This is a genomic window from Sphingomonas parva (ex Maeng et al. 2020), assembly GCF_004564275.1.
Classification (GTDB): domain Bacteria; phylum Pseudomonadota; class Alphaproteobacteria; order Sphingomonadales; family Sphingomonadaceae; genus Allosphingosinicella; species Allosphingosinicella parva.
The window spans coordinates 76,206-93,258 of record NZ_SPDV01000009.1 but is presented as its reverse complement, the minus strand read 5'-3'; the positions used below and the strand labels follow the sequence as shown (position 1 = coordinate 93,258).

General features: G+C 70.2%; 24 protein-coding genes and 1 tRNA gene. 9 read left to right on the top strand and 16 right to left on the bottom strand.

Translation table 11 applies throughout. The annotated features are described in order from the left end of the window. Positions 1 to 11: 11 nt before the first annotated feature. The 4 genes from E2493_RS06390 to E2493_RS06375 all read right to left on the bottom strand — a co-directional run bounded on the left by E2493_RS06390 (position 12) and on the right by E2493_RS06375 (position 4,451). Complete coding sequence (locus E2493_RS06390; protein WP_167737420.1) at positions 12 to 1,478, bottom strand: carboxylesterase/lipase family protein; 1,467 nt, start codon at positions 1,476 to 1,478, stop codon at positions 12 to 14. Positions 1,479 to 1,571: 93 nt separating this feature from the next. Further along, positions 1,572 to 2,753, bottom strand: a complete 1,182-nt coding sequence (locus E2493_RS06385) for a BaiN/RdsA family NAD(P)/FAD-dependent oxidoreductase (protein WP_135084890.1) — start codon at positions 2,751 to 2,753, stop codon at positions 1,572 to 1,574. Positions 2,754 to 2,841: 88 nt separating this feature from the next. After that, positions 2,842 to 3,321, bottom strand: coding sequence for a MucR family transcriptional regulator (locus tag E2493_RS06380; protein ID WP_135084888.1), 480 nt, complete (start codon positions 3,319 to 3,321; stop codon positions 2,842 to 2,844). Positions 3,322 to 3,419: 98 nt separating this feature from the next. Then, entirely contained in the window at positions 3,420 to 4,451 is a 1,032-nt protein-coding gene (locus E2493_RS06375; RefSeq protein WP_135084886.1) for an SMP-30/gluconolactonase/LRE family protein, read from the bottom strand. A gap of 273 nt (positions 4,452 to 4,724) precedes the next feature. Between E2493_RS06375 and E2493_RS06370 the strand changes: the two genes are divergently transcribed. The 4 genes from E2493_RS06370 (at position 4,725) to E2493_RS21125 (ending at position 7,217) form a co-directional block, all read left to right on the top strand. Beyond that, positions 4,725 to 5,258 carry a hypothetical protein gene (locus tag E2493_RS06370; RefSeq protein ID WP_135084884.1) on the top strand — a complete coding sequence of 178 codons (534 nt, stop codon included), beginning with the start codon at positions 4,725 to 4,727 and terminating at the stop codon, positions 5,256 to 5,258. A gap of 191 nt (positions 5,259 to 5,449) precedes the next feature. Beyond that, positions 5,450 to 5,719 (top strand): hypothetical protein, encoded by a 270-nt coding sequence (locus E2493_RS06365; protein ID WP_135084882.1) that lies wholly within the window; start codon positions 5,450 to 5,452, stop codon positions 5,717 to 5,719. A 122-nt stretch (positions 5,720 to 5,841) separates the two neighbouring features. After that, on the top strand, positions 5,842 to 6,717 hold the full coding sequence (locus E2493_RS06360) for a GNAT family N-acetyltransferase (protein WP_135084880.1): 876 nt from the start codon (positions 5,842 to 5,844) through the stop codon (positions 6,715 to 6,717). Positions 6,718 to 7,073: 356 nt separating this feature from the next. After that, entirely contained in the window at positions 7,074 to 7,217 is a 144-nt protein-coding gene (locus E2493_RS21125; protein WP_167737419.1) for a hypothetical protein, read from the top strand. Positions 7,218 to 7,220: 3 nt separating this feature from the next. On the opposite strand, the gene E2493_RS06355 is transcribed toward E2493_RS21125, so the two are convergent. The 3 genes from E2493_RS06355 to E2493_RS06345 all read right to left on the bottom strand — a co-directional run bounded on the left by E2493_RS06355 (position 7,221) and on the right by E2493_RS06345 (position 8,904). Next, entirely contained in the window at positions 7,221 to 7,673 is a 453-nt protein-coding gene (locus tag E2493_RS06355) for an OsmC family protein (protein ID WP_135084878.1), read from the bottom strand. A gap of 21 nt (positions 7,674 to 7,694) precedes the next feature. Next, positions 7,695 to 8,342 (bottom strand): glutathione S-transferase family protein, encoded by a 648-nt coding sequence (locus E2493_RS06350; RefSeq protein ID WP_135084876.1) that lies wholly within the window; start codon positions 8,340 to 8,342, stop codon positions 7,695 to 7,697. 70 nt (positions 8,343 to 8,412) lie between these two features. After that, on the bottom strand, positions 8,413 to 8,904 hold the full coding sequence (locus E2493_RS06345; protein WP_135084874.1) for a metallophosphoesterase family protein: 492 nt from the start codon (positions 8,902 to 8,904) through the stop codon (positions 8,413 to 8,415). Positions 8,905 to 9,109: 205 nt separating this feature from the next. Here E2493_RS06345 and E2493_RS06340 point away from each other — a divergent pair, with 205 nt between their 5' ends. Next, entirely contained in the window at positions 9,110 to 9,673 is a 564-nt protein-coding gene (locus E2493_RS06340; RefSeq protein WP_135084872.1) for a helix-turn-helix domain-containing protein, read from the top strand. Positions 9,674 to 10,020: 347 nt separating this feature from the next. Further along, positions 10,021 to 10,572: a hypothetical protein gene (locus E2493_RS06335; RefSeq protein WP_135084870.1), complete on the top strand. Its 552-nt coding sequence runs from the start codon at positions 10,021 to 10,023 to the stop codon at positions 10,570 to 10,572. Positions 10,573 to 10,694: 122 nt separating this feature from the next. On the opposite strand, the gene E2493_RS06330 is transcribed toward E2493_RS06335, so the two are convergent. The 5 genes from E2493_RS06330 to E2493_RS06315 all read right to left on the bottom strand — a co-directional run bounded on the left by E2493_RS06330 (position 10,695) and on the right by E2493_RS06315 (position 12,371). Further along, positions 10,695 to 10,770 (bottom strand) — tRNA-Val (locus E2493_RS06330). A gap of 107 nt (positions 10,771 to 10,877) precedes the next feature. Then, positions 10,878 to 11,261 (bottom strand): hypothetical protein, encoded by a 384-nt coding sequence (locus E2493_RS06325; protein ID WP_135084868.1) that lies wholly within the window; start codon positions 11,259 to 11,261, stop codon positions 10,878 to 10,880. Positions 11,262 to 11,388: 127 nt separating this feature from the next. After that, complete coding sequence (locus E2493_RS06320; RefSeq protein ID WP_135084866.1) at positions 11,389 to 11,808, bottom strand: hypothetical protein; 420 nt, start codon at positions 11,806 to 11,808, stop codon at positions 11,389 to 11,391. A 45-nt stretch (positions 11,809 to 11,853) separates the two neighbouring features. Beyond that, positions 11,854 to 12,015, bottom strand: coding sequence for a hypothetical protein (locus E2493_RS21120; RefSeq protein WP_167737418.1), 162 nt, complete (start codon positions 12,013 to 12,015; stop codon positions 11,854 to 11,856). Then, entirely contained in the window at positions 12,012 to 12,371 is a 360-nt protein-coding gene (locus E2493_RS06315) for a hypothetical protein (protein ID WP_135084864.1), read from the bottom strand. The genes E2493_RS21120 and E2493_RS06315 overlap by 4 nt, the downstream gene beginning before the upstream one ends. 445 nt (positions 12,372 to 12,816) lie before the next feature. Here E2493_RS06315 and E2493_RS06310 point away from each other — a divergent pair, with 445 nt between their 5' ends. Both E2493_RS06310 and E2493_RS06305 read left to right on the top strand, forming a co-directional pair. After that, complete coding sequence (locus tag E2493_RS06310; RefSeq protein ID WP_135084862.1) at positions 12,817 to 13,131, top strand: hypothetical protein; 315 nt, start codon at positions 12,817 to 12,819, stop codon at positions 13,129 to 13,131. A gap of 86 nt (positions 13,132 to 13,217) precedes the next feature. Next, positions 13,218 to 13,745, top strand: coding sequence for a redoxin family protein (locus E2493_RS06305; RefSeq protein ID WP_135084860.1), 528 nt, complete (start codon positions 13,218 to 13,220; stop codon positions 13,743 to 13,745). Here the strand turns inward: E2493_RS06305 and E2493_RS06300 are convergent. After that, on the bottom strand, positions 13,742 to 14,140 hold the full coding sequence (locus E2493_RS06300) for a VOC family protein (protein ID WP_135084858.1): 399 nt from the start codon (positions 14,138 to 14,140) through the stop codon (positions 13,742 to 13,744). The genes E2493_RS06305 and E2493_RS06300 overlap by 4 nt on opposite strands. A 74-nt stretch (positions 14,141 to 14,214) precedes the next feature. On the opposite strand from E2493_RS06300, the gene soxR reads away from it, so the two are divergent. Then, positions 14,215 to 14,673, top strand: a complete 459-nt coding sequence (gene soxR, locus E2493_RS06295; RefSeq protein WP_135084856.1) for a redox-sensitive transcriptional activator SoxR — start codon at positions 14,215 to 14,217, stop codon at positions 14,671 to 14,673. On the opposite strand, the gene E2493_RS06290 is transcribed toward soxR, so the two are convergent. The 3 genes from E2493_RS06290 to E2493_RS06280 form a co-directional block, all read right to left on the bottom strand. Continuing rightward, positions 14,634 to 15,218: a hypothetical protein gene (locus E2493_RS06290; RefSeq protein ID WP_135084854.1), complete on the bottom strand. Its 585-nt coding sequence runs from the start codon at positions 15,216 to 15,218 to the stop codon at positions 14,634 to 14,636. The genes soxR and E2493_RS06290 overlap by 40 nt on opposite strands. A gap of 94 nt (positions 15,219 to 15,312) precedes the next feature. Continuing rightward, entirely contained in the window at positions 15,313 to 15,747 is a 435-nt protein-coding gene (locus tag E2493_RS06285; protein WP_135084852.1) for a hypothetical protein, read from the bottom strand. 43 nt (positions 15,748 to 15,790) lie between these two features. Next, positions 15,791 to 16,810, bottom strand: coding sequence for a cupin-like domain-containing protein (locus E2493_RS06280; protein ID WP_167737417.1), 1,020 nt, complete (start codon positions 16,808 to 16,810; stop codon positions 15,791 to 15,793). Between the last annotated feature and the right edge of the window lie 243 nt (positions 16,811 to 17,053).

Here is a 17,053-nt window from a genome sequence, read left to right as displayed (position 1 = left end):
CCTCGTCCCGCTCAGAGTCGGTCGGTGAGACGGCAGATCTCCTCACGCAGGCGGCTGCCCTGAATGGCTCCGGTCGGCTCGAAGGCCAGATGCCGGCGGGTGTCGACGGTGTAGCGCGGCCACGCCGGCAGGCCCGTCCCGTTGGGATCCCCGGCGACGACGAACCGGGTCCAATAGTCGGACAGCGACAGCGTCCCGGCGAACCGCAGGTCGCCGAACACGTAGCCGAGTTCCGCCGCGTGGCTTGTCCGATCGCCTTCGGGGGAGAGATCGAAATCGTACCGCCATGTCGGCGCGCCTTTGCGCGCCATGATCATCGCCATCTCTTCCGCAGGGCAGCGGAAGGTCACGTCGGTGGCGATCTGCTGGTCCAATGTGCCGAGCCGCGGATCCGCCGCGGGCTCCGGCTGGTCCAGCCGGTAAAAGGCGCGTGCCTCGGCCTCGCGGGCCCCGAACGCGCGCGCGAGGAAGGCATCCCGATGCGGCCGTCCTCCAGGGAGATCCAGCTCCAGCCGGTTGCTGCCGACGATCACCGGCTTGGCGGGCCCCTCCTCGAGATGTTCGCGCGGGCTTCGGGAGAGGACCGCACCATCGATCGTCGTCCGCAGCCACATGTAATCGTCGGCCTCGAGCGCTTCGTCGTGCAGGCGGAGATCCGCCTGGAGCAGGGCCGGCACGGAAGCGGCACGCAGCTTTGCGACCTCGCCGCCGGTATCCAGCAGGGCATCGGCCTGATCACCGATGCGTTCCGCCTGCTCGCGGCTGCGCCACGGCAGGCCGAACCCGGGAGTCCCGCTCTCCAGCACCGCTTGCGCGAAAAGCGACCGCGCGGCCGGTGCGGCGAGGAGCAGCCCGACGTCCTGGGCACCCGCGGATTCCCCGGCAATGGTGACCCTCCGGGGATCGCCGCCGAGGCGCGCGATGTTGCGCTGAACCCAGGCGAGCGCCGCGATCTGGTCCATCAGCCCGTAATTGCCGGAGGCGCCTCCCGCTTCCCGCGCAAGGCCGCGGTGCGAGAGGAAGCCGAAGATGCCGAGCCGGTAGCGGATGGCGACGAGCACCACCTCGCCACCGCCGAAGCGCGAGCGGATCATGTCGCCCGGCGAACCGGCGCGATTGCTGCCGCCGTGGATCCACACCAGCACCGGGCGCTTCCCGGCGAGCGCCGGTGTGCGGATGTCGAGCGTGAGGCAATCCTCGCGCCCGGAAATGAAGTCCTCGCGATTCCAGCCCTGGTCGTTCTGGACGCATGCGGCCGCGGGCTTCGTGGCGTCGCGAACACCCGTCCAGGGGATCACGGCAGCAGGCGCTTTCCAGCGCCGAACCTCGGTTGGAGGAGCCGCGAACGGGATGCCGCGGAAGATCAGCGCCCCATTGTCCTCGCCGCCCTGCAGCCACCCTCCCTCGACGGCGACCGGCGGAGCAGCCGCCATCAGCATCGCACAGGCGACTACCGCCGCGAACATTCGTCCGGTCACGCGCATCTCCTTCTGGTGCGCTGCATCTATGTCAGTCCGCAGGCGGCGGGCAACGCAGGCGATGACCGATCCCAGGCTCTCGGCGCAGCTCGTTCAGAGAGCCTGGGCGGCCGCCCATCCGCTCGCCCAGGCCCATTGGAAATTATAACCGCCCAGCCACCCGGTGACGTCCACAGCCTCGCCGATGGCGTAGAGGCCCGGAACGCTCCGCGCCTCCATCGTCTGCGACGAGAGTCCGGCGGTCGCGATCCCGCCAACGGTTACCTCCGCTTTGGCGAAGCCTTCGGTGCCGTTGGGAGAGAAGCGCCAGTCGGCGAGCCGGCGCCCTGCCTCGAGCAGGGCGCGGTCGGGAAGGTTGGCGAGTTCGCTGCCGAGGCCGATCCGCTCCGCCAGCGCCTCGGCCAGCCGTTCCGGAATCACGCGGGCAAGCGTCGCCCTCAAGGTCGCGCGCGGCCGCGCCCGTTTCGCCTCGATCAACCAGTCCGGAGCCGCATCCGGAAAGAAGTTCACCCCGATTTGCTCTCCGTGCCGCCAATAGGAGGAGATCTGAAGGATCGCCGGTCCGGACAGCCCCTTGTGCGTGAACAAGGCGGCCTCGCGGAAATGGGTCTTGCCGGCGCGGGCAACAACTTCCGCCGAGACTCCCGAGAGCGAGCGGAACAAGGCCTCCTCGCCGCTCAGCGTCAGCGGAACCAGCGCCGGCCGCGGCTCGACCACCTTGAGCCCGAACCGCCGCGCCAGCTCATAGGCGAAACCGGTCGCCCCCAGCTTGGGAATGGACGGTCCGCCGGTGGCGATGACCAGCGACGGTGCCGTCGCCTCGCTGTCGCCCCAGGCGACCCGGAACAGCCCGTCGCCGTGCTCGACGCCCCGCACCGGCTCCCCCAGGCGCAGTGTCACCTCGCCTTTGTCGCACTCGTCGAGGAGCATGGCGACGATCTGGCGCGACGATCCGTCGCAGAACAATTGGCCGAGCGTCTTCTCGTGCCAGGCAATGCCATGGCGGTCGACCAAGGCGATAAAATCCTCTGCACGATATCGGCCGAGCGCCGATTTCGCGAAATGTGGATTGGCCGAGAGGTAGCGGTCCGCCCCGGCGTTGAGATTGGTGAAATTGCAGCGCCCGCCGCCGGAGATGAGGATCTTCTTGCCCGGCGCATCGGCGTGATCGAGGACCAGCAACCGCCGGCCGCGCTGCCCCGCCACCGCCGCGCACATCAGGCCGGCCCCGCCCGCGCCCAGGACGATCGCGTCGAACCGCTCAATCTTGCTCATCGCGGCGTCCGCACCGGCTGCACATAAAAAAACAGCGTCCGCCCCGGTCGAACCGGAGCGGACGCGATGATCGTTCCGAAGCTCGGGATCAGGCTTCCGAGGCGCCCTTGCGCGGCCGACCCCGGCCACGGCCGCCCTTGCTGCCGCTTTCGCCGCCGGCGCCGCCTTCGTCGCCGCCCTTCTTGCGGCCGAGGCCGATCGAATGGGCGAGCGCGCGGCGCTGCTCCGAATAGTTCGGTGCCACCATCGGATAATCGCGCGGCAGGCCGTAATCGGAGCGATACTGTTCCGGCGTCATGTGGTGCGCGGTCATCAGGTGGCGCTTCAGCATGCGCTGCTTGGCCCCGCATTCCATGCACACGATGAAGTCGGGCTTGATCGATGCGCGGACGGAAACGACCGGGGTCTTTTCCTCCTGCTGCGCTTCCGCCGAGGGCTTTTCCAGCGCCGACAGCGCTTCGTAGACGCGCTGCACGAGATTACCGACGTCGCCGACCGCGACATTGTTGTTCGCCACGTGCGCAGCGACGATGTCCGCAGTTAGCTGGACGAGCTGTTCATTTTCCATTGCACCCTCCGTGGTGACCCGAGCGGTTCAAATGCCGGCGCACCGAAGCGCGCTCAGTGGGTTTGATTCGCTTTGCGCCGCTACTCGTCCACTTCGCGTCAATAGCCAAGCCCAATTGTGCGCATACGTATTCGCGCGAGGTAATTGTTTGACGCAAGAAAGAGGGTACGCCCATCCTCGCCGAATGCGCAATTGGCGATTGCAGTGCCCGTATCGATTCGGCCAAGCCTTTGTCCTTCCGGAGTAAAGACGTGGACTCCGCCGGGGCCCGTCGCGAAAAGATTTCCGTTTCGGTCGATCGCCATGCCGTCCGGCAGCCCTGGCATTCCAGATTGCGCCAGATCGGTCATGTCGGCAAAAACTCGCCCTTCGCCGAGCGATCCGTCCTCGCGCCGCGGAAAGGCCATCACCACCGCCCGCGCCGGATCCGAATTCGATACGTAGAGGGTCCGCTCGTCGGGCGAGAGAATGACACCGTTCGGAAAGCTCAGCCCGCGCTCGACCAGCGCCACCCTGCCATCCGGGTCGAGCCGGTACACGCCGTTCCACGCCTGCTCCTTCAGCGGCGATTCGTTCAGGCCTTCGAGGCCGTAGGGCGGATCGGTGAAGTAGATCGCGCCGTTCGAGGCCCGGACGAGATCGTTCGGCGAATTGAACCGCTTGCCCTCGAACCGGGTCGCCAGGAACGTCTTCGTCTTGGTCGCGAGATCGAGCCGGGCCACGGCGCGGTTGCCGTGATCCGCCATCAGGATGGTGTTGCCCGGCCCGGGGATCAGGCCGTTTGAGCCGGGCTCCCGAAAGGCCGCCGGATCCTGGCCGTCATAGCCGGACGGATCGAGAAACACGGAGAGACCGTCCTCCTCGGACCAGCGGTACATCTTGTTGCCGGGCACGTCGCTGAGCAGCAGGTAGGCGCCGTCCCGGATCCACACCGGCCCCTCGCTCCAGCGGAAGCCCTCCGCGAGCTTTTCGATGGGCGCATCGGGCGCGATCAGCGCGGCGAGCGCAGGCGTCGCGCCGTCGATTCGCCCCACCGTTTCGTATCGGATCGGATCGACGCTCATGCACCCTCCCGCCGCAAGCGCGGCTCCCATCAGACCGCACGCGGCGGCGATCCGCAGCCTCTTCATTCCGAACGCTCCTTCACCGCCACGGGCGCGCTGAGTGACGCGAAACCGGCGTGAAGATCAAGCGCCCTGCGTCCCGGCAAAGGCGTTCGGGCCGCTGCGCCGCGCAGCTGAAAGAGAATCTGGAGCTGCCGCGCCATCTCTGCGCACCGCACCGGACGGGTCTTTGCCCGCAAGCCATCCAGAGATCGGCGCGTGGCGCAGGCGATCGGCGCCGTGGCAACCGGCCCTCCCCTTGCTCGTTTCGTTCGCGCGCCGGAAGGGAAGGAGCTGTTCGTGGGAAGAGTGATCGTCTGCCTCGCCATCGTCCTTTTCGCGTCCGGCTGCGGAGAAGAGGAGGAAGGGGCACGCGCGTCCAACCTCACGGCCGACGAGCTCTACAACCGTATCGAGGCGGCGCGCGAGCTGAAGCCTGCGGAGGACGCGGCCCCCGCCCGCATCGGCTTCCTGGCGCTCGGCGACGTGCCACCCGATCTCCGCGAGGGGCGCACTTGCACCCTCTCCCGAGACGGCAAGCGCCTGCTGCACGTCGCCGCGGGCGGCGCCGTCGCTCGCATCGATGGCCGCCTGCTCCGCCTGGCGATCGCCGGTCCGGTCGGCCCGACGGGGGGCTTCTTCGAGGCGCCCGGAGTCACGATCAGCGTTGGACGCCAGATTGCGCCGCGCGCCCAGACCGGCGAGCCGCCGGCGCCGGCCACCGCCAGCATCGGCAACGGCAAGGACGCCACCGTTCAGCGCGTAGAGGCGATCTGGCAATGCGTCTCCTCCCGGACTGGGCCTGCCCCTGCGCAACCCGCCCCGCCGAGCTGATCCGCCGTTGGTTTCCCCTCCGGAACGCGCCTGAGATCTGCTGATGGCCAGGCCGCACGCGCACGACAGCGCGGTGGCGCGCAGCACCGGCGCCGATGTCCGCCATGTTGCAGCGCAAGATTGATCGGAACCGGAAGGCGGCCACTCCCGTTGCCTCCCCGTCCCTTTTCCAGCGAGACCGGAGTAATCAGATGTCGCACATTCCGAATTCGGCCATGCCCCACGCCGCGCCCAAGCACAGCAACGAAGAGCAGCAGACCAGCCGCAAGAGCGGCCTCGGCGCTCAGGCCGGCAAGGTTGCGGAGCTCGCGCGCGGCAACCCGAAGACGGCGATTGCCGCGGGCGCAGCCGTCGTCGCCGGCCTCGCCGCTGCCGCCGCCATACCGCTGGTCCGCGGGCGCAAGGCCTCCGGCGAGACGGCCAATGCCGGCAAGTCGAAGAAGTCGAAGCAGCCGGCCTGACCGGACCCGCCCGGCGACGCCTCGGCGTCGCCGGCACCCGCGGCTCCGACCCCTCGCGCACCGCTGCGCAATGTTCTTGGTGAGCCTCGCCGAACCGCCTGCGCCCTCCATCGGGGGCTGTGATGGCTGACGCGGATCGTGACGCCATGCTCCGTGACATGGCGGCCAACCGCGGCTGCCGCCTCGTCAAGTCGCGCCGTCGCACGCCGGGCGTCGGCGATTACGGCCGTTACGGCCTGCGCGACGCAGCGTCCGGCGCGGATGTATTCGGCATCTCCGGCGACGGCCTCACCGCGACTCCCGAAGAGGTCGAGGCGTTCCTGCGCAAGGGCCTGGTGTCGGACTGGAAGAGCTCGCTCGACGTCGCCGCCCCCGCCCGACCGTCGCGCCGCTCCCGCGGCCCCGAAAGGTCCGAGCCGGAGCAAGCCGCCCCGGCGGCCCGGTCGCGAGGCAGGACGAACTCGCCCGCGCCTCCGCCGCGCAACAGGCCGGCGCTGCGCATCGTCGGCCGTGAAGCCGAGCCCCTGTCGCCTACACCTCCGCCTCCTCCTCCCGCTCCCGCACCGGCGCGTCCGATCCTCAAGATCCGCGAGGCGCGTCCGGCGGATGCGGCCGGTCTCGCCGCCCTCGTCGGCGAGGACGGCGTCGCCGGCCGGCTCGCCGCTCTGCGCAAGGCGGGGGAGCCGCCGCTGGTCGCGGACGAAGGCGGCGTCATCGTCGGCTGCGCTGCTTTCCACGTCGTGCCGCTCCTCCAGCACGCGGCGCCGCTCGGCCGCATCACGTTCCTGATGGTGGCGCCCGCGGCGCGGCGGCGCGGTATCGGCCGCGCCCTGGTCGAGGAGGCGGAGGCTCGCCTCATCGAAACCGGCTGCGGCCGTCTCGAGGCGCCGGCCGAGATCGAGCTCGGCGCAGCGCCGGACTTCTTTCGGCGGCTCGGCTGGTCCCGATCGGCCTATCTTTACGATCGCGCGGCGGAAGGCGGACAGTCCGCCGACTGATTCAGATCAACGCCCCATCCCCGGCGCAGCACGAGACGTCGCGCGCTGCTGAACGCCGTGTGAAGCGGCCGAAACGGGCGGGCGCGGCGGGACGTTGGCACCGCGCATTCTCCCCGAAAGGACATTCGAGATGCCGGTCTTGGCGTATCTTCTGCTGTTCCTGCTGCTCAGCGCAGCCTTCACCTGGTTGCGCATCAGCGGCTTTCGCCGCCGCTATCGCCGCCGCTGAAGGCGAAATCTTCGCCTCTCGCCCGCCGATGCTTGACCGCGGCGCCCCCTGCCTTCACCTTTGCTGCGTCGCAGCATGGGAGTCCGACCATGGCACCAGATTTCGCGCATGTCCGGGAGGCGCTTTGATGGCTACCCTCGCTGCGGCCCCCGCCGCGCTGCGGCCCGTCACCTGCTCGCCGCGCACGCCGTGGGGCATCCATTCCGCTCTGGTGCGCGAGACCTGCCCACGCTGCGGCTGGGCGCGCGCGGAGGTCGAGCGCGCCCGCTGAGCCTCAGCGCTCCACCACCACCTCGGTCCTGAGCGAATTGGCGATGAAGCAGCGCGCATGCGCCGCCTCGTGCAGCGCGGCGAGGCGCGCCGCGTCCGGCGCCGGCCCGGAGAATTCTATCTCCGGCCTCAGCGTGATCCGCAGCATCGCGGTCCGCCCCTCGGCGTCGCGTCCCATCGTTCCCTGCGCCGCATCGCGATAGCGCTCCACCGCGAATCCGGCCTGGCGGGCGAGATCGAGGAACCAGAGCATGTGGCACGACGAGGCCGAGGCGACGAGCGCTTCCTCCGGGTCGACGCCCGCCGGGTCGGACAGCGGCGGCGCCACGATGTGCGGCGAGGACGAGGCGCGAACCTCCGCGCCGCCGTCGAAACGCCAGGCATGGCCGCGGCCGTAACGATTGGCCGCGAAGTCCCCGTCGCGGACCCACACGATCGTGGCGAGGTGCTCGCTCATCCTCCTCCCGACCTCTCGACCTCAGGCGGCGGTGCGCTCGAGGAACGCGCGTTCACGCGCGATCCAGCCGGCGAAGCTCGGGCGCGCCAGGATCGCGTCGACATAGGCCTTGGTGCGCGGGTGGCGCGTCGGATCGAGCGGCACGCCGACATGCTCGAGGTTCACGAACGGCGCGGCGACGGCGAGATCGGCCAGGGTCAGCCGGTCCTCGACCAGAAAGCCGCTCTCCGGGATCACCGTCTCGAGATAGTCGAGGATCGGCGGCAACTGCTCGGTCTCGGCACGGTCGGCGGCGGCGAGGTCGCCGGGCCTGCCGAGGAAGCGGGGCGCGACCAGGCGGTTGAAGAACATCGTCCGCCCGCAGTCCATCAGGATCGTGTCGGCGAACTCGTCGTACCAGATCGTTCGCGCCCGCGCCCGCGGCTCGGCGGGGATCAGCGCCGGCTCCGGCTGGAGCGCCTCCAGATAGGTGACGATCGCGCTGGAATCGGAGATGCAGAAGTCGCCATCGCGAAAGCCGGGCATCTTGCGGAACGGGCTCGTCTCCACGAATTCCGGGTCCTGGGAGCCGAGGCCGGACGGCTTCAGCTCGACCTCGAGGCCCTTCTCGGCAGCGAACGCCAGCACCTTGCGCACGAACGGCGAAAGCGACGATCCATAGACGATCATGACCCCTCTCCCTGCTGATCGCCCCGAGGGTAGGCCCGGCCGCCCGCCCGTACAAGCCGGACGCGCGGGGTCAGCGGCGGGCGCGGGCCATTATCTCGGCCAGCCCCGCCGGGCGCCAGCTCCAGGGATCGACTCCGACGTCGATTTGCCGGGGGATCGGCTTCAGCTTGCCGTGGCTGTGGCCGTGAAGGTTGATCGCGCCTCTCCCCATCCCGTTCCAGCTCCTGAACGGATAATGGCACAGGATCAGCTTCGCCCCGTCCGCCTCGATCTCGGCATAGTCGTGGACGCTCGCCCAGCCCTGCGCAGCGGCCGTGCCGGGCGGGTCGTTGTTGCCGCGCACCAGATGCTTGGTCCCGTTCAGCCGCGCCAGCAGCGCGGGCACGTCGGCCGCCCGGCGGGCGAAATCGCCGAGGTGCCAGACCTCGTCGTCCGGCCCCACCGCCGCGTTCCACGCCGCCTCGAGCGTCGCATCCATCTCGCCGACGCTCGCGAACGGCCGCTTGTGGATGTTGATCGTCCGATGGTCGCCGAAATGGCTGTCGGAGGTGAAGAACAGCATCGCACGCCAACGCGCAATGCCGGATGCAGTGCCGCCGCCAAGGGTGCACGGTCGCCGCAAGGGGAAGCCCGGGTGACAGGTCACCTCCAGGTGACACAGGAGTTTTTCTCCTCGGCGCGCCGGGTTGCGCGCCCTGCCCGCTTCTCTTGCCGGAACGGCACTATTCCGGCACTGTCACGAACCCTGCAGGTTCGGAGCGCCGCTTATGATCACCCGCATCCGTGAGGTTCGCCGCGCCCGCAGGCTGACGCTCGAGGACGTCGCCAGCCGCTGCGATCCGCCCACGACCCCCCAGACGATCGGGCGGCTGGAGACCGGGACGCGCACCGTCTCGGTAGGCTGGCTGAATCGGATCGCCGCCGCACTCGATGTCGCGCCGGGCGATCTCGTCCGCCTCGCAGGCGCCGAGGACGTGCCGGTCGCGGCTCTGCTCGATGCCGCCGGCGTGGTCGCGCCGCGCGCCGACCGCGTGTCGCTGCCCCCGCGCGCCGCCGCCGGTGCGATGGCGATCGTCGTTTCCGCCGGGATCGGCGACTATCGCGCCGGCGACGAGATATGGCTGACCCCGGTGGCCCCCGAAGCGCTCGGCAACGCGCTGAACCGCGACGTCCTGGTGCCGCGACCCGGCGGACGGCTGCTCTTCGGGCGGCTGATCGGCCGCGACCGGGATCGGCTCCACATCCTCCCGCTCGGCGCCGGCCAGCGCCAGCTGGTCGTGGCCAACCCGGACTGGGCCGCCGTCGCCGTCACCCTGATCCGCGCGCTCTGATCATCTCGGCGCGCAGCGGAATGCGGTCTCGTCGGTTTGCTCCCTCACGTCCAGCGGGAGAGTGCCTTGTTCTTCTTCTTTTCCAATCGGCTCGGCTGCGGCACCTCGCTCCTCGTCACCGCCATCGGCAGCCTCGTCCTGCTCTGGCTGCTCGGCTGGCTGCAGGTCTGAGCCCCGGCCGCACAACGATCCGTCGCTGCCACGCCCCGGCTCGCCGCCAGTCGCTTGGCCTCGCCGCAGGGCCCGCTCCAGCCTGTACCGACCTGCTGCCGCCCGGTCCGGCGCGGTGGGCAAACAGGGTCCTTCGGGCGGCGCCGGCGGCGCGGCCTCTCTTTGGAGATTGATGAGTGAACAAATCCACGCTTCCGCTGCTCGTGCTCGGCCTCGTCGCGGCCGCCCCTGTTGCCGCGCAGCAGCCGGCCCAGCCGGCCCAGCCGGCCCAGCCGGCCCAGCCGGCCCAGCCGGGCGCTGCGATCGCAGCCGGCACGGTCGTCAAGCACGACAAGGGCAGCGAGGTCGGGACGGTCGTCCGCGTTGAGGGCGACATCCTGATCGTCAAGACCGACAAATACGAGGTGCCGATCCCGCGCACCTCGGTCACGCCGTATCAGGGTGCGTTGCTGTTCGCGCTGACGCGCGAGGAGCTGAATGCCGCGGTCGAGAAGCAGAACGCCGATCGCGACGCCGCGATCAAGCCGGGTGCGGCCGTGCTCGGCGCGGCCGGCCAGACGGCCGGCACGATCGAGGCCGCCGATGCCGAGACCGTGACGTTGAAGCTGGCGTCGGGCAAGTCGGTGCGCCTGCCGCGCACCGCGGTCGGCCTCGGTCAGGCGGGCCTCGTCACCAGCCTGACGGCCGCCCAGCTCGAGGCCGCAGCCGCGGCCCCTGCCGCGCAATGATGTCGTGCCGGGGGCGGTTCGCCGCTCCCGGCCGATCCGGAGTTTGCGGCGTCCGGCTCGACCGGGCAGGACGCGCGGATCCGGTCTGAACGATCTGGGAGCGCACTTCACGCTCGGGGAATTGGTGGGCGCTGACGGGCTCGAACCGCCGACCCTCTCGGTGTAAACGAGATGCTCTACCAACTGAGCTAAGCGCCCGCGCGGTCCCGCCTCTGCGGGAAGTCGCATCCTGGGTCAAGCCGATCCGCCGTGCCTGACGCCGCTGGCTGCCTGCCCGCTTCCGCGCTCGGCTTCAGAGCGAGCCGCTACCGCCGCTCCCAGCGGACGTCGCTGAACCGCGCATCCCGCGCCATCGCCGCGAACAGGTCCTCGGTGAAGGCGACATAGTCGGCACGGCGCCCGCCCAAGGGAATGCAGCCGGGCAGATTGTCCATCGACACGTAGAATTCGTCATCCATGTGGAAGACATTGGTGTGGATGTAGGCCGCGTCTTTCCGCGCGGCGAACGTCCAGCTGTTGTGCTCGGTGTCGGCCTCGATCTGCTCCGTCTCGAAGCCAAGGCCTCGGGCCAGCTCCGCCACCGCTTCGGCTCCGGCGCGGCCGCCCGGCTGCAGGACGGTCTCCTCGTCCTCGTCCATGATCCACTCGCCCTCGGGCAGATGGCAGGTGGCGGCAATGCTCCTGAACATGACGTTTCCCCCACGGCAGACGTTCCTCTTGTGTTCCTGCCATATTTCCCCCGAGGAGTCGACTCTTCGCCCACAGACGGTTGCTCCGGAGGGATACACGCCGCAGTCGTGGCAGCCGCGGGGCTCCTCAGGATCCGAAGTTGGTCGGTCCGTTCGTCCGATATCTTGGAACGCCATAGCCCTCGAGCTCCGGGCTGAACGGGGGCGCAAAGCCAAGGCCGTGGGTCGCGGTGGACTGCGCCACGGCCTCGGTGCCCGTCGGCGCCTGGGCGGCGCTACCAGCCAGCACCTTCTGCAACTTCCATTGGGAGTAGAGGGCCGGGTACGTCTCGAAGATCGGCCGCAGCCGCGCGTCCACCTCCGTGTCCGTCCGCATCATGTCGAGCAAGTGGCTCTCTCTCCTCGCCTGCTCGCGGCGCTCGCGCCCCGCCGCCTGCACCTGCAGGGCGGAGGCATAGTCGCCGTTCAGCGCCGCCTGCGCCGCGGCCAGGCCTTCGCCGATCCGCCCGTCCTTCAGGCGCTTCCTGAAACCGCCGAACAGTCCCATTTCTCCTCCTTCGCCCGGCCGGGCCGGGTCTGCCGTCGCTCTGGATCAGGGTTGGAGCTCGCGCCGCAGCGCGCCGCGCGCCGGCGGCGCCTCGTTCGTCGGAGCGCGAGTCATCCTCGGTATCGAAGCCGGTGCGGCCGGCGGCGCGCGGAAGGGTTCGACCAGCGCGAGCGCCCGCTCCACCTCCGCCAGGACGTGCGCTCTCATCGCCCTGGCTCCCGCTCCGGCGCCGCCGCCCATTGGCGCTGCTCGATCCGGTCGAGCCGCCCGGCGAGCGCCTCGAGCTGGCGCTCGCGCACCGCGGCGAGGGCGTCGGCGCGGACCTGGTCGGCGCGCAGGCTGCCGAAGGCGAGTACCGCGCTGGCGATCGCCAGGACCGCGGCGAGCAGCATCGGCACGACCACGTACCAGGCCGGGCGGGCGCTCGAAAGCGTCGCCTTGATCTCGCCGAGCACGCCGCCGAAGCTCGCCAGCGTCGCCTTCACCGAGGCGAAGTCGGCGCGCAGTTCGCCGACGTCGCGCTCGAGCCGATCGACCCGCCCGCTGAAATGGCCGTCGTCCATGGACTTCTCCAATGATCGGTCGCCCCCGCGGGGGTCCGGGATCGCTCCGGCAGCTACGAAGCTGTTCCGGCAGCGTTTCATGTGCGGACTCGCCCCTTCGGCGGCGTCATACTCTCGAAAGCGACTCGGGAGAGACCCATGACGGCGGACCGGCTTCGTTACCTCGGCACCTGCGCGGCAGGCGTTTTCGTCGCACTGCTCCTCGCCGCCACCGCCTACGACTGGCCGGGACTCTCCTGAGCGGAGACGAAGGGCCTGGCCTGAACGGCGCCGAAGGGCCTGTGCTGAGCGGCGTCGAAGCGGCGAGGCGCCGCGCGCACCGGCGCAGGGGCACGAAACGTGCCGCCATAGTAGTTTTCCGAAATGGCCGGTTCAGCCTCGCCGCCCCAGATTGCCCGGTCTGCGGCCGGCCCTTCACGCACCGGCCGCACCGGAGCGAGAAGAAGTGGCCGTCCACCAGATCGATACCCTGCTGTTCCTCGTCGAATATCCCGGCCTGCCGCGCGCGGCCGGCGCGGCGCAGGCCGTCTCCGACGGCGCCTTCGGCGCCGACCAGCGCCGCCGCCTGTTCGAGTCGATGGAAAGCACGCCCGCCGCGCAATGGGTGCGCGAGCGCCGCCTCGGCGTCCGCTTCTCGCCCACCGAGCCGCACCAGGGCCGCTACGTCTTCCGCATGACCTTCGCGCTGGAGGAGGAAGCGGCGCTGTTCGCCGCTGCCTGGCTGCCGGCCGAACCCGGCGCCGCCCGGGTCGCGGCCTGACCTGCTCCGCGGCGCGCCTGCGCCCCGTGACTTCGCCGGGTCCGGTCGCAAGACCGGGTTAAGCCTTTGCCGCCAAACGGCGGCGCATGAACAAGCATCCGCGGGTTGGGCACCCGCTTCCCCGCGTCGCGCTCGCCCGTGCAAGCGCCGACGCCATCGAGCCCCTGCGGCTCGACGCTCTCGTCGCCAGACGCCGCGCGCTCGTCTTCGGCGTCCCCGGCGCCTTCACGCCGGTCTGCACCCACGAGCATGTGCCCGATTTCGTCGCCAATGCCGCGGCCCTGCGCCGCTCTGGCTACGAGCTTCTGGTCTGCGTAGCGCCGAACGATCCATTCACGCTGCACGCCTGGAGCCGCCAGGTCGATCCCGAGGGCGAGCTGGTTTTCCTCTCGGACGGCAATGGCGAGCTGGCGCGGGCGCTCGGGCTCGCCGCGCGCCATCCGGACTATTACCTCGGGCACAGCAACGATCGTTACCTGATGACGGTCGCCGACGGGCGCATCGCCCACCTCGCCGTTGAGCCGTCGCTCACCGTCATCACCTGCACCCGCCCGCGCGACCTGCCGCCGCATGTCGACGGCCCTGGTCGCGGCAGCGTCGAGGCCGAGGTCTAGGCCGATACGTCCGATCGGGCGCCGGCGGCGTAGCTCACCACCTCGAACTCGATGCCGTCGCCGTCGAGGAAGTAGAAGCGGCGGCCGGGCGCGTAATCGCCGTGGTTGAACGGCGTCAGCCCGGCCTCGGCAACCCGCGCCTCCGTCTCGTCGAGATCGTCGACCAGCACGGCAACATGGTTGAGCGGCGTGCCCTTGGGCCAGCGCGTGCCGCCGCCGTTCGGCGGGGTGTAGAGCGCCAGATATTGGTCGTCGCTGCCGACATGGACGCTGCGTCCGCCCGCCATCGCGCAGCCGGACCAGCGCACCCGCCAGCCGAACAACCGGCCGAGCAGCGCCGCCGTCCGCTCCGCGTCGCTCACCGTCACGTTCACATGCTCCAGTCGTGCCGCCATTCGATCCTCCTGTCTCAACCGATTGCCGAGTCGTGCAACCTCGACTTAGGTTGAGGTCAAGCGGGAGGACGGGCATGGCGCGTTTGCTGACGATCGGGGACATGGCGCGGCGAACGGGAGTCTCGGTCTCGGCGATCCGCTTCTACGAGGCGCGCGGCCTGCTCAGTCCGATCCGCACCGGCGGCAACCAGCGCCGCTTCCTGCCCTCGGACATCCGCCGCCTGTCGTTCGCCCTGATTGCCCAGAAGCTCGGTCTCAGCGTGCGGGATATCGAGGCCGAGCTCGCCCGCCTTCCGCTCGGCCGCGCGCCGACCCGCGAAGACTGGCAGGCCCTCAGCGCCCGCATCCGCGACCGCCTCGACGCGCGCATCACCCTCCTCCAGCGCACCCGCGACCGGCTCGACGGCTGCATCGGCTGCGGCTGCCTCTCGCTCGATCGCTGCGCCCTCTACAATCCGGACGATCGCGCCGCCGCCAACGGCCCGGGCCCGCGCTACCTGCTGGGCGACGAACCGGAGGCGCCGGCGCCCTGAACGTCCGGACCGCGCGGGATGCGACGCTCTCGGCGATGGTCCCGCACCGCGAGACGCCAGTTCTTCCTCGTGCCCGCCGCATCGGACGTGCCTTTGGCAGTCAGCCGGAAATCGCCGTCGACGCGGTCGAACCACCAGCCGTCGCCGAACGCGGCGTAGAATTCGTCGAACCTTGCATCCACGAACGGCGCCGGATCGAGCGCGATCCCGCATCGGTCCGCGAACGCGCGCAGGTCGCCGGTCATGGCGGTCCTGAGCAGGTCGATCTGCTCGGGCACCGGCCTCTCGAAGAAATCAGCCGGCTGGCAGAAACGGCCGAAGCGTCCGACCGCCGGGCAGCGATCGGAGCTGATCGTGAAGCTGAGAGACGGGTCGGGAAAGGCCTCGAAGCTCGCTTCGACGCGGTCGATGCAGAGCTCGCCATACCGGGCCCAGCGGTTCCCGTGGGTCGCAAAACGCCCCTCTTCCTCTGGGCTACAGGCAGGATCGGGCGGTGATCGATCCGCCTGCGCCTCGGGCACCTGCGACGCTGCGACAATGTTCATCTCTGCCGGAGGATCCCCGTCTCGCTCGCACGCAGCTGGGCAGAGCAACAACAAATACGCTGCTGCCCGGCCGCGCCTCACGAGCAGGCAGGTGCTAGCGCCACGGCACCAGCTCGACCGCGGGCCTCGCTCGCCGGCCGGTGCCGCGAACGCCGTTCGCGTCCCAGACGATGGTCAGTAGCCTTTGCCACATCCGCCCCTCCTGCTCGACCAGCGTCCCACCGACCGAGACGACGATTTGGCCGCCGCTGCCGTTGCACGCCACCTCGATCCTGCCGAGAGCGCCGAGCTCTTGCACCGCGGCTTCGATGGCGGCGCGATCGGCGGCGGACAGCGCCCGGGAGGGTGCCTGCAACGTCACGAGGTGGACGCCGTCGCGATCGTCCGAAAACTCGGCGATGACCGTCCTGCCGTCCCGGCAGACAATCGTCTGCCGCTCCGACCTCGAGACAGGATCCAGGTCGGGGACCGATCCGAAGGCCGGGGCCGAGAGGAGGCACAAGGCAAGCGGCAGAGTGAGCAATCGCATCGTCTGAGCTTTGCTCGACGCCGCCCGGCGCGCAAGTCGCCGCTTACTTGAGCAGCGCGTTCACCGCGTCGCGGAATCGGGCGATCTTCTCGGCGTCGAGCGCCGGCTCGGCGGTGCGCAGGTCCGGCGGCAGGTGCGCCATCGGATCGCCCTCGCTCCCGAACACCCAGAAATCGAACAGCGGCTTCCACGCGCGTCGGTGCGCATCGGGCATGACGCGGAAGAGCTCGAACGCGGCCCGCAGCACCGCGCCGTTGGGATGCTCGGCCGCGACCGGGTCGCTGTACCACCAGTAATTGACCAGCATGTTGAACCGGTCGAGCGACTGCACGCCGTGCCACCAGAGATAGGGCACGTAGACGGCGTCGCCTGGCGCGAGGTCGGCGACGAACGCCGCCGCCAGCGCCTCCGCGAAGCGCGGGACGCGCGCGAGGTCCGGCGCGTCGTGCGCCGGCATGGCGATCGGCACGCCGGCCGGCGTCAGGTCGAAGGGGCCGGGATAGAGGTTCGCGACCTGGTCGGGCGGGAAGAGGGTGAAGCGCCGCCGGCCCGCGACGACGAAGGCGAGGTTCTCGGCCGCGTCGAAATGCGGCGAGACGGTCACCTTGTTGCCGATCCACAGCCGCGGCGGCGTTCCCGCCGGCACCAGCACGGTGCCGTTCTCCGCCTCCAGCCCGGGGAACTGGTCCCGCGCCGACAGGCCCTGCAGCGAGATCGCGATCGGCTCGGGCGCGTCGATCTGGCGCAGCAGGCCCTTCAGCACGTTCGGCAGCTTCTCGGGCGAGTGGCGGTGGTTGAGCGCCTTTCGCCCCTCCTCGTAGACCAGCCGCCCCTCGGCGGCCGGCGGCGCCACCACGGTGGTCGCCAGCGCGCCGCTGTCGAAGCCGATCAGATAGTCGACCAGCGCGGCGGGCGAGCGCCGCGCCTGCGCGACCAGCGGCCAGTCGGCGGCGGCGCCGCGCAACACCGCGGGCACACCGCGCGCAACGATCTCGGCGAAACCCGCGGGATCGACGTCGTGATATTCGGCGGCAGGCGTGGGCTGGGGAACGGATTGGTTCATCGGCTCGGCGGCAGCAAGGCTAGGGGGATAGGACGAAGCGCACCCTTGCACGCCGCGGGCGAGCGCCGCAACGCCCCTGCCCTGGATGCCCGGCGGCATGCGCTCGACGCTGGCCGGCGGCTCCGCGACCGAGCCTCCGCCCGGGCGACGAGGTGCACGTCCGACGAGGATGGAAACGCCACGGTGTTTGATTTACCCTTCAGCAGATGAGGAACGACGTTCGGCGAGCGTTATTGATCCTCG